This is a genomic window from Ruegeria sp. BHSC029, from assembly GCF_059613085.1.
In genome coordinates this window covers 25,428-37,281 of the sequence record NZ_JBXWRU010000003.1, presented here as the reverse complement: position 1 = coordinate 37,281, position 11,854 = coordinate 25,428, and the positions used below count along the sequence as shown (strand labels likewise).

General features: G+C 59.9%; 6 protein-coding genes. 4 read left to right on the top strand and 2 right to left on the bottom strand.

The genetic code is table 11. The annotated features are described in order from the left end of the window. Nucleotides 1-251: 251 nt before the first annotated feature. Both AC2FML_RS07205 and AC2FML_RS07200 read left to right on the top strand, forming a co-directional pair. On the top strand, nt 252-3,551 hold the full coding sequence (locus tag AC2FML_RS07205) for an adenylate/guanylate cyclase domain-containing protein (RefSeq protein WP_496782584.1): 3,300 nt from the start codon (nt 252-254) through the stop codon (nt 3,549-3,551). 5 nt (nt 3,552-3,556) lie between these two features. Then, nucleotides 3,557-4,765, top strand: coding sequence for a hypothetical protein (locus tag AC2FML_RS07200; protein WP_496782582.1), 1,209 nt, complete (start codon nt 3,557-3,559; stop codon nt 4,763-4,765). Here AC2FML_RS07200 and AC2FML_RS07195 read toward each other — a convergent pair. Then, a complete protein-coding gene (locus AC2FML_RS07195) occupies nt 4,746-8,414 on the bottom strand; it encodes a flavoprotein (RefSeq protein ID WP_496782580.1) in 3,669 nt (1,222 codons plus the stop codon). The genes AC2FML_RS07200 and AC2FML_RS07195 overlap by 20 nt on opposite strands. A gap of 350 nt (nt 8,415-8,764) precedes the next feature. Between AC2FML_RS07195 and speB the strand changes: the two genes are divergently transcribed. Then, nucleotides 8,765-9,730: an agmatinase gene (gene speB, locus AC2FML_RS07190; RefSeq protein ID WP_170356956.1), complete on the top strand. Its 966-nt coding sequence runs from the start codon at nt 8,765-8,767 to the stop codon at nt 9,728-9,730. Between the two features lie 12 nt (nt 9,731-9,742). On the opposite strand, the gene AC2FML_RS07185 is transcribed toward speB, so the two are convergent. Continuing rightward, nucleotides 9,743-10,261: a ZrgA family zinc uptake protein gene (locus tag AC2FML_RS07185; protein ID WP_480636820.1), complete on the bottom strand. Its 519-nt coding sequence runs from the start codon at nt 10,259-10,261 to the stop codon at nt 9,743-9,745. A 284-nt stretch (nt 10,262-10,545) separates the two neighbouring features. Here AC2FML_RS07185 and AC2FML_RS07180 point away from each other — a divergent pair, with 284 nt between their 5' ends. Next, entirely contained in the window at nt 10,546-11,817 is a 1,272-nt protein-coding gene (locus AC2FML_RS07180) for an imelysin family protein (protein WP_496782578.1), read from the top strand. Nucleotides 11,818-11,854 lie beyond the last annotated feature (37 nt).

Below are 11,854 nucleotides of genomic sequence, written 5' to 3'. Positions count from 1 at the left end.
GGTACTCCGTTCATGCTGCGTGGATAGCGGATACGAGTCAACTCTGACTTGATCTTGATCAGATTTGTTCATGGATTGAGCAAACGAATCCTTCCTGAAACACAACTCTGGAAAGGCGCGACACAAAGCTGATCCGAAAACCCGGAAACGGCGGATTGCGCAGTCATAATCGAATATTACTATAAAAAATGCAGACTCGACCCGGTGGTCTGTACTAGGCTGCCTGCGGGTGGATACTTCTGAGGGCACCAATGTCTGGCGACCTACGGGAATGGCTGAGCGCCCTTGGGTTGTCCGATTACACCCAAGCGTTCGCGGAAAACAAAATCGACTTTGCAATTCTTCCGGAACTTACGGGCGAGGATTTGCGCGAGATCGGAGTGACCGCCGTCGGCGACCGTCGCCGGTTGCTGCGCGCGATATCCGAGCTGGACGTCCCGGACAACGTCGGCGCATTTGAACCCGAGGTCGAACTGGAGCCGGCAAAACGGCAGGTCACGGTTCTGTTCGCGGACCTGACCGGCTTTACCAAATTGTCCAGCGAACACGACGCCGAAGACATGCACGCGCTGCTGAATGCGTTCTTTGGCAAGGTCGACCGCGCCGTCGAGAAATTTGGAGGCCGGATCGACAAGCATATCGGAGACGCTGTCATGGCGGTGTTCGGGGCGCCGATCTCGCACACCAACGACACCGAACGAGCGGCCCGGGCTGCGTTGGAGATTCACGCCGCGCTGCCCACACTTGACCCGCCCCTGTCCTGCCATATCGGCATCGCCTCAGGGCAGGTCATCGCCAGCACCACCGGAAGCGAGGCCCATACCGAATACACCGTGACCGGGGACGGCGTGAATCTTGCGTCCCGCCTAACCGACATTTCTGCGCCGGGTCAAACGTTGGTGTCGGATGACATCCAGCGCGCGCTTGGCCCTCTGTTCGTGGGCGAGGCGATCGGCACCAAAGCGATTAAAGGCCTGAATAAGGATGTCGAAATCTGGCGTCTGGACCGCCTGGCCCGGAACATCCGCACGCGGCGCCACAAATTCATCGGGCGGGAACGCGAGATGTCGTTGTTCTCGGCGACATTCGACCGTTGCCAGCGCCATGGAAAGGGTGAGGTTCACATCATTCTTGGCGAACCGGGTATCGGCAAGACCCATTTTTCGGAACAGGTGGCCGAGCTGGCCGCAAACCGGTCCTATTCGATCCACGGGGGCGTGGTGATGGATTTCGGCACACGCGAAGGGCATTCGGCCATCCAGTCCATCGCCCGCAGCCTTCTGGGGCTCGACCCGACCGACGACTCCGATGCCAGCACCGCGGCCGCTCATGACGCGATCGGCCGGGGGTGGATCAACCCTGCCAGTTCAGCCCATCTGAGCGCTTTGCTCGAACTTGAACAGGATCCCGGATTGGCCGAAGTCTATGCCGCAATGGACAACGCCGCACGCATGCGGGGTCGGCGACAGGTCATCGACGAACTGCTGCAGACCCGCAGCCGCGAGGCCCCCCTACTGCTCCAGGTCGAGGACATACATTGGGCGCCACCGGACATTCTGACCATGTGCTCCTACATGGCTGCCGCGACGCGGGACCTGCCTTGCGTTCTGATGATGACCAGCCGGGTCGAAGGCGACCCGATCGATCGGGAATGGCAGATGGGAACGGACGGTGCACTGGTGTCCAAGCTTGAGCTTTCGCCGATGGGCGACGAACAGGCGCGGAAACTGGTCGAGGAATTCACCGCCATCGACCCCGAGCTGTTGGAAACCTGCGTGCAACGCGCCGGAGGCAATCCGCTGTTTCTCGAGCAACTGCTGCGCAATATCGACGGCCTGACCCGCGACACCGTCCCCGGCAGCATCCAAGGCATCGTGCAATCCCGTCTGGACGGGTTGGATCGTCGAAGCAGAACGGCGATTCAGGCAGCATCGGTTCTGGGGCAGCGGTTCTCGCCCGAAGCTCTGAACTACCTGCTGGGTGAAGGCCATCTGGACACGTCCGACCTGATCCGCTCGGCCCTGATCCGCGAGGCCGGGGCAGATCTGATGTTTGCGCATGCTCTGATCCGCGACGGATCCTATGCGACGCTGGTCAAGTCCGAGCGCGCCCGACTGCACCGGCAGGCAGCAAGCTGGTACGAAGGCAAGGACGCCACCTTGCGCGCCCAACACCTGGACCGTGCCGACGCCTCCAACGCAGCCGAAGCTTATCTGGAGGCCGCCGAAAACCTGATTCATGCCTTCCAGTTTGACGAGGCCAGCCCGCTGATCGAACGCGCGCTCGAGCTTACGGCGCCGCCGGGTATCCGGTTTGACCTGATGTGTGCCCGCGCGGAAACCCATCGACTTCAGGGCCTGTCGGACGAGGCCCTGAGCGAATTCAACGAAGCCGCTGCCTTGGCCGAGACTGACGCGCAGAGTTGCCGCGTTCATATCGGTCTGGCACAAGCCGCACGCCAGGCCAGCCTGTACCAGGATGCGCTGCACAGCCTCGACATCGCCGAGGCCGCCGCTGACCGCAATGGATCGGAACGGGATCTGGCCCAGATCAGCTATGTTCGCGGAAACATCTATTTCCCGCTGGGACGGGTCGCGGATGCTCTGCAAAGCAACGAAAAAGCGCTGACGCTGGCCCGCAAACTGGAATCCGTCCGGCTGGAGGTCGGCGCCCTCAGCGGCTTTGGCGATGCGAATTTCATGAATGCCGCAATGCGTACCGCCGCAGGGTTCTACACTCAGGCCGTCGAAAGAGCGCGGGACAAAGGACTGGTCAGGGACCTGGCCGCCAACCTTCACAATCTCAGTGTTGCCCGCAGTTACTCGGGTGACGTGGCGCAAGGTCGGGCCGATGCGCAGGAAGCCATCGAAATCTCGCAGAAATACTTTGCCTTCGTGCCGGAATGTGTCGCGCAGACCTGCCTGGGCGTCGCGTGCACCTTTCAGGATGACTTGGACGGTGCGCTGCAGGCCTTCATCCAATCCGCCGATATCGCCCAACGTGTCGGTGCCAAGCGACTCGAGGCTCAGGCGCTGGAACACTTGGCGCGGGCGCAGGTTTATGCCGGGCAAAGGCACGAGGCTGAACAGGTGGGGCGGCGCGCCGTGGAAATCGCGTTGGAACATGGCCGCAACTTTGTCGGCCCCAAAGCGCTGTCGGCATTGGCCTTGGCTCTGGACGATCCGGATGCCCAGGATGATCTGTTGGATCAGGGCGTCCGGATACTGGGCGAAGGCTGCGTTGGGCATAGCCACCTGCATTTCTACGCAGACGCCTGCGCCGTGATGCTGGCCCGCCAGAATTGGGACCGCGCGATCCGCTTTGCCGACGCCTTGTCCGAGTTCACCGCCTCGGAGCCGCTGCCGATGGCCGATCTGTCCATCCGTCACACCCGTCTTCTTGCTGCGGCCGGGCAACAGGGCTTCGCCCTGTCTGACCACGCCGAGTTTCCAGAACTTCGATCACAGTTCGATGATCTGGGCGTGGTGCGGTCGCTGATGGGGCATCTGGATTTTCCGGTGGCCGGGATGGCCGGTCAACCGACGGCATGAACCGCATGACGATGGAACAACAGGAAGAAACAGGGCGCGTAATGACGGTCGAGAAAAAGGTCTGGGGTCTGTCAGGCCTCGTGTCGCTGATACTGACGGCCGTATTGTTCTACCTTTGGGCATCGCTGAACCATTTCGAGCAGGACCCGACCCAATTGCCGGATCAAGCCTCGGTCGATTCCTATCTGGAGTCGCTGGAGAACGCGCCGGATTATCGGGTCAGGACGGGAATATTCCTCAAATCCTTCAGCTTCGTCGACGCAAGCGATGTCCACGTCACTGGCTATGTCTGGCAACACTATAAAACCGGCGTCCATGACGCGATCAAGCCCGAACCCGGTCAGGCCGGGTTCCTTCTGCCCGAGTCCGTGGATGTAGGGAGCGGCCTTATCGAAGAAGCCTACCGGATGCCAGAACCCGGTGGCGAAGTGATCGGCTGGTACTTTGAGCAGACCCTGCGCCAGTCCTTCGACTACACCAGCTATCCTTTCGACCACAAAACCGTCTGGGTGCGGTTCTGGCCGGGCCGGTTTGACGTGAACGTCGTCTTGGTTCCCGACTTCGACGCTTATCCCGCGACTGGGCCAAAGGACATTTTCGGGATCGACAACCGCATCGTCATGGGCACTTGGGAGCGCGAAAACACCTATTTTGACTACAAGCTGTCCGATTTGGACACGACGCTGGGCATCAACCAGAACGAGTTTCAGACCAGACTGCCCGAACTGCACTACAACTTTGTCATCAAACGCAACTTTGCGAACGCCTTCGTGGTGCATATGATCCCATTGATCGTAGTCACGATGCTTCTGTTCGGCGCCGTAATGACGGTGACGCGGAAGCCGAACCTGGTCGAACGGCACGATTTCAGCACCTCAAGCGTGATCGGAACCTGCTCGGTCCTGTTCTTCGTGATCCTGCTGGCCCATGTGCAATTGCGCGAGGGTTTTGCCGGGTCACCGGTGATCTACATGGAGTCCTTCTTTTTCCTGATGTACTTCATGCTGCTTGTGGTCTCGGTGAACACCTATCTGTTCGTCTCCGAGTCTGCGCCGTCGCTGCGCCTGATCCACTATCGTGACAACCTGATTCCAAAGGCCGCGTTCTGGCCTTTTGTCCTGAGCTGCATGATCGCGATCACGGCCTACAACCTCAGCCTCAAGTCACCTCCGTCAACGGATGCCCCCGAGGCCATCACGCATCAGGACGGCTAGCGGCCGCCTCATACCCGGGCTTGAGCGTCCCTGTGGCCATGTCGATCGAGTATTCGTCGACCAATTCGGACGCACCGCTTTCCAGTTCGGCAAGGTATTTTTCCGGATTGGCGATGACGTAGACGTAGGCCGGTTTTTTCACGCCATCCATCAGGACATTGATCCGCTTGCGGACATAGACATTGTCAGCCGCGCCCGGTCCGTGAAAACCCTCGAGCTTGTCGAGTTCCTTCAACCCGCCCGAGGTGACCCGGTAGACCTCGCCCTTGATTGGACGGCCAGTGCCCTTGCGATCCACCAGTGTGGCCATGCGGTGCAGATAGGCACAGTTCGGGTTGTCGCAAAACGGCTCTTTCGAAACGATCAGGGGCATGGGCTGCCGAGTGACCGCCTGTCCAACGAAATCATCCAGAACGTCCGCATGAGCGTCGTGGTTGGGAAATCCTTTTTTGAGCGATCCGTAGGTAAAATACAGATAGGTCTTTTCGCGATCATCGATCAGGTCATCTTCGTCTTCCACCTCTTCTGGTTCTGACAGTGCGTGCGTGTTGGCCCATTCATCCAGCATCGCGCGGATCTCGTCCGACACCCTGATGCCCCTGGACCGCACCGGATCCTGCAGGAAGTGGATCAGAGGGCTTGCATCTATGCTCTCCGCCGCCAGCAGGGTTTCGACCATCTCGGCCGAGTTGTTCATCGCGGCGACATGCAGGCTGGTAAATCCGTGATCATTGACCGCGTTCACGTTGATACCTCTTGCGATGAGGGCTTTGGCAGCCTCGATGTCCGGTTTTCCCAGATCTTGCCCGTTCTCGGTCAGCTCGCCCTCGCCCCCGGCCGCATAGTGCAGCAGCGTGTCGCCATTATGGTCATCGACAATGTCGATACCGGCGACCCCCTCATCTATGGCCTGAAACACGGGCTCCCATTGGGCGAAGTCATCCGAGGCCGCAGCATCCTGCGCCCATTTGCAGATATTGTGTTCGTGGTTTTCCAGCTCTTCGAAGGCTTCTTCCAGCACCTCCATGATCTGGTCGGGCGTGGCCATCATTCCGATGCCCATCATCCCGTTCGACAGGCGCCCCTTGCGGGGACCCACAAGATCAATCCCCAGATCGCGCAGCTTTTCGACATTGTTCTGGGTGGTGACGTTGTTCCACATGTTGGTGTTGCAAGCCGGACAGAGGATCGCCGGCTTGTTGCGGTACTGCCAGGCCACAAAAACCGAAGTCAGTAGGTTGTCGGCAATGCCGTTGGCGATCTTGCCCATCGTGTTGCAGGTGACCGGCGCGACAATCACGCAATCCGCCCAGTCGCATAGCGCAAGATGCGACGCGCGCAAGGGCATCCCGAACTCGGTATAGCGAAAGTTCCACTCGTCATCGTCGCGGTAGTAGTCATTGTGGGTGATGTAGTCGTCGACTGTCTTGGTTTTCTTCCCGGTCTTTTTTGCCTTGCGGGCCTCGCTGGCCTTGTCGGTCCCGATATCGCGAAAGAACTTTTCGGCCGAAACCGAAGGGATCAGTTTCACGTTGTGACCAGCCTCGGTGATCCGGGCGACCAACTGAGGCACCTTGTCCGCAGCCGACGAGCCGCAGGCGCACAGCAGAACGTTCCGGCGACCGTTTGGCGGGGCTGTCAACCCGCCCTTGGGATACCCGAAGATGTTTTTGTCGAGGCTCGGCGACTCGTGGCGCAGCAAGACAGGCAGACCGGCTTTCTTCATGTCTTCCTGCAGGCCGCCATCCAGGATCATGTCAACGATATCGCTGCGCTTGCCCAGGCATTTCCCATGGAAGAAGAGATAAGGCACCTTTTCCTTGCCGCTTTCCGCCACCAGTTGCCGGCGCATTTTCATGGCGTTGGCCCCGTGTCCGGCGACATCGACCAATTTCAGACCGGTCGCGCCGATATTGGCCAGAATGTTCTTCAGCATGTTCGACCACGGGTCCTCATCCTCGTAGAACAGAACCAGCGGGTTTTCCCGGACGATCCGAGCCACGTCGCTGGGGTCTTCCGGGGGCTGGGTCTCCTCGATCACCAGCATGGCCGGGCTTTTCAGGTCGCGCAGCCCGCGAAAGATATGCCCGCGCGGCGCCTGCCAAACCTGCGAAGTCGCCGGGCTCATATCGACGACCGTGACAAGGTCGGCCTTTTCGTCATAGGCCACGCACAAGCACCAGAACTCTTCCAGCAGCGCCGTCTCGCGGAACACGTTTTCGGGCGGCCGGATCACCTCGAACCCCAACACGCGGTTGAAGTCGATGTTGATCATCAGGTGGCGCCCCTCATGTTCGTTCAGACTGCGCAGCTGATCCCGGAACCAGTCTTGCGGCGACCTTTTGTCCTTGCCGGGTCGTTTGGCATAACTGCGGAAGGTGCTGCCGATATGCACCTCGGAGGTGCCGGCCAGATACCGCTGGGCCATCTCGCTCATCTTCTTGGCGGTCGAAACGCGGCTCAGCGCCTCGGTGTACGAGGTCTGGGTCGCGATCAGCAGCTTGTCTTCGGTGACCTGGACATCGCCCAAAATCTGCAGGCTTTCGGCCAGAACGCCCAGGCTGTTCATGTTCGGGCTGGCCCGCCGGAACAGGTTGCGGCGCTTCTTGGGATCGCGGGCCAGATACCTGGTGCTGTCCACATAGTTGCAGTCCTGCCGGAAGGTCTGCAGCGTGGTCTTGACCGCTTCGCGCGCGGAGAACCGCAGCAGCCCGCGCGCGCGCATCGAAGTGCCGTCGCGGTCGGACATGGCCGCGTACAGGCGGTCGATCGTGGTGACCCACAGCTTGCCGTATTTTTCGGGATGCACATCCATCATGTGCACCAACCCGGTGCTGGGGTTGCACTTGGCGATCACCGCGAAATGGCCGCCGGGCATGGTGGGCTTGCCATGCGCGACCCCAACCTGAAAATTCGCCACCAGGATATCGTTGTCTCCGCCCAGTCGATTGGATTCGTCAATCGCCTCAAGCAGCAGCGGCACCGAGGTCGTCGCCTCGTCCATGAAGTAGGCCTGGACCTGCACAAGGTCGCGCAGACCCTGCGAATGGATATAGGTGCACGCCACGTCGAACAGTTCACCCAGCGAGATGCCGTCATTGACGACAAAGCTGGTGGGCAGTTCGCAGACGCGGAAGATGTCGTTCACCTCGCAGCTGAAGCCCAGCGCCGACATGCTCAGCGCGGCCGCGGTCACGCTGCAGCAGTTGATCGGCTGCTGGAAATTCTGAAGATGCACGCTGACCAGATCGCCGAACAGCGTGGCGTAGCATTCGCGTCGAATTTCCGCGGGAATATCCAGCCACTCGTTACTGGCCAGAAAGGCCAGCCGAGTGCCGGGCAAGGCCACGGCCTGCAGGCTGACCGGTATGTCGCGGATCTCCAGATGCTCTTCGTAGAAATAGTCCCCGGTATCGGCGGTCGCCAGATCAACGTCGTTCTGGCGCAGCTTCACGATGCCGTCCAAAACCACATACATCCCGCGCGGCGGTAGTACCGTGTCCTCTAGAACTTCGAACAGATCGAAATGCTGTCTGAGCCGCTCGGCGCTCTGCCGCACCTTTTCGCCGGGCAGGACGGCGAATATCTTCTCCCAATCGGCAGATGTGGCTTCAATCGGTTTTGAATTGGAAATCGTCTGTGTGGACACGGCCAGTTCCTCCCCCAAAAAGTCAGTGGCGCAATGGTTTCGTATTTCGTGGTCACTTTCCTGAAATCAGCATTTGTACTTTGTAGTCTCCCCCGCCGGACAAACGGCAGACCGCCCGACGCGTGGCGCCATTCAATGCTGGCTCCACCCCTCAATTTGCGCAGGCAATACGAGCGATACCTGCATTCTTAGTACAGATTGGCAGAAAAATCACTGGGATTGTGGGGTTTACCCAGCTTCGCAATCTGATGCACCGCTGGGGCAGAGCGGCCTTGATTGATCGGGTGATAGACGCCAACGTGCAAGCAACCCGCCAGACCCGCGGCCGGTTCAAAGCAACGGAGCCCCCAATGTCAAAACATGGATATGAATCCGGCCGCCTGAATCTGCCGTTCGTCGGCATCGCCACATTCGGCAAGAAGCCATATGTGCAGGACTGGGACCAGATCGATGCCGATGTCGCCATCCTGGGCGCCCCGTTCGACTTCGGCTGCCAATACCGGTCCGGAGCCCGGTTCGGCCCGCGTGCGGTGCGCGAGGCATCGACTCTGTTCAGCTTTGGTCATGCAGGTGCTTATGATCACGAGGACGATGCCACCTATTTGGGCGAAGAGGTGCGCATCGTCGATCTGGGGGATGCCGACATCATCCACACCAAAACCGAAGCCAGCCACGCGAATATCGAATACGGGGTACGCAAGATCCTTGAGGCCGGCGCTCTGCCCGTGACGATCGGTGGTGACCATTCCATCAACATTCCCTGCATCAACGCCTTTGATCAGGACTGCGCCCGAAACGGTCCCATTCACGTGGTCCAGATCGATGCGCATCTGGATTTCGTGGACGAGCGTCATGGCGTTACGGCGGGCCATGGAAACCCGATGCGGCGGGCGATCGAGAAGGACTATGTCTCGGGTATGACCCAGCTGGGCATCCGCAATGTCTCGTCGACTGCGAAAGAAGGTTACGAGGATGCACGCGCGCGCGGCTCCGACATCTTGTCGGTGCGGCAGGTCCGCAAGCTGGGGACCGAAGGAGTGTTGGACCGCATCCCCTCGGGCGTCCGATACTACGTGACCATCGACATTGACGCGTTTTGCCCATCCATTGCACCGGGCACCGGAACACCAAGCCACGGCGGTTTTTTGTACTACGACGTTCTGGAAATCCTGCAGGGCCTTGCCCGGAAAGGGCAGGTCGCTGGCATCGACCTTGTCGAAGTTGCCCCGGCCTATGACCCGACCGAAAGCACGCAGATCCTTGCTGCGCAGCTGTTGCTGAACTTCATCGGCTTCATCTTTCACCACAAGGAATGAAAGAAACCCCGGTCACATAAACTCGGAGAGATCAACCAAAGGGGTCTCTCGTGTAACCGCGACGGCGTGACTACCACCCGGTGACTGAACCCGCACGTCCACACGTTCAGCCTGCGAAAACCGGTCGAAGTAATCAAATCTCATTTCACCAAGCGCCTGAAGGTTGCTGCACCTGATCGTGTATTCGGCCTGAAATTCGGGCCGGTGATCGTCAGGCCCCAAGGCCGAACCGGCTTCGCCGCCGACCAGCGCCACGTTCGCCGTGGCCGTGGCACAACCCGCCTCGGCCGTGACCGCGAACAGGGTCATGGGCTGTGACAGGTCCGAAATGGCGACCGCGACCTTCGCCTTTTCCTCTGCGCTCGAAGCGGGAAGTTCAAAGCCAACGATTTCTGACGCAGGAACAGACAGGGACAGCGTGTACCCCGAATCCAAAAAGGCGATCTTCAGTGCTGCGGGTTTTGGCGCCACTTCCTGCTGCGCGTCCAACGCAAGGGGAAACACGCAAAGGGCAAACGCCAAGGATCTCATCACGCAACCACCACCAACTCAAGAATCACACCATCATTGTATCTTCGCGCCATCCGCAGGCAACGGCGCGCAACGCCGTCTGACCCCGCCGGAAATGGCTAGACAGATCCAGAGAACCCATCCAGCCAAACCGTATTTGGCCAAAACAGCGGCGTGTTTCAAAATTAATTCCCGACTTAAAGACTCGGGTTGACATAACTTACAATTTCACTCAGTTAATATTCATCTCTGCACCCGCACTGGGTGCTCTTGCCCATTCATTTCGACAGGAAGGCCTGAACTTCATGACCCGCGTATTTTCGACGACCAGCCTGGCAGCCTTGCTGATGGCAACGGCTGCAGCCGCCGGCGACGCCCCCGCCAAGGTCGACATTCTGGACACCTATGCTGACATTGCCGAAGCAAAATATGACGACAGCCTGCGTGCTGCCCGCAACTTGCAGGCCGCCGTTGCCGCGCTGGTTGACCAGCCTTCTGCTGAAAACCTGACCGCCGCACGCCAGGCCTGGGTTGCCGCGCGCGTTCCGTATCAACAGACCGAGGTCTATCGCTTCGGCAATCCCATCGTCGACGAATGGGAAGGCAAGGTGAACGCGTGGCCTCTGGACGAGGGTCTGATCGACTATGTGGATGCGGCCTATGGCGGCGCGACGGACGAAAACGAGCTTGCGGTTCTGAACGTGATTGCCTCGCCCAGCTTTGAGCTGTCTGGCCAGCCGGTCGACGCCACCGAGATCACGCCCGAGCTGCTGTCTGAGACCCTGCACGAGGCCGACGGGATCGAGGCCAATGTGGCAACTGGTTATCACGCCATCGAGTTCCTGCTGTGGGGCCAGGATCTGAACGGTCACGGCGAGGGCGCCGGCAACCGTCCGTGGACCGACTATGCGCAGGACGAGTCCTGCACCGGCGGCAACTGCGATCGCCGGGCCCAGTATCTGGTGGCGGCGACCGACCTGCTGGTCTCGGACCTGGAATGGATGGCCGCGCAATGGCAGGAGGACGGTGCCGCGCGGGCGGCCCTGACCAACGACGCCGACTCGGGCATCAGTGCAATTCTGACGGGCATGGGATCCCTGTCCTATGGCGAACAGGCCGGTGAGCGCATGCGCCTTGGACTGATGCTGAACGACCCGGAAGAAGAGCATGACTGTTTCTCGGACAACACGCACAACAGCCACTACTATGACGGGTTGGGGATTCAGAACGTCTATCTGGGTCGGTATGTCCGGATTGACGGCACTCCGGTTTCGGGTCCGTCCCTGTCGGATTTGGTTGCGGCCTCGGACCCGGCTCTGGACACCGAGATGAAGACAAAGCTGGCCAACACAATGTACGCGCTGGGCCAGATCAAAACCGCAGCCGAGGCCGGATTAGCCTACGATCAGATGCTCGAGCGCGGGAACGTCGGTGGCGAAACGCTGATCATGGGCGGTGTCGAAGGTCTGATCGATCAGACCAAGACGATTGAACGTATCGTGTCCGTGCTGGGCTTGGGCAATGTCGCATTCGAAGGGTCCGACAGCCTCGACAACCCCGACGCCGTTTTCCACTGATGAACCAAAGCAGCCGGGCGCAGCGACCGCTTGCGCC

Bases quoted from the DNA above. Each gene is read 5' to 3' on its own strand.
- AC2FML_RS07205 (WP_496782584.1), top strand. From the start codon at position 252: ATGTCTGGCGACCTACGGGAATGGCTGAGCGCCCTTGGGTTGTCCGAT.
- AC2FML_RS07200 (WP_496782582.1), top strand. From the start codon at position 3,557: ATGACGATGGAACAACAGGAAGAAACAGGGCGCGTAATGACGGTCGAG.
- speB (WP_170356956.1), top strand. From the start codon at position 8,765: ATGTCAAAACATGGATATGAATCCGGCCGCCTGAATCTGCCGTTCGTC.
- AC2FML_RS07185 (WP_480636820.1), bottom strand. From the start codon at position 10,261: ATGAGATCCTTGGCGTTTGCCCTTTGCGTGTTTCCCCTTGCGTTGGAC.
- AC2FML_RS07180 (WP_496782578.1), top strand. From the start codon at position 10,546: ATGACCCGCGTATTTTCGACGACCAGCCTGGCAGCCTTGCTGATGGCA.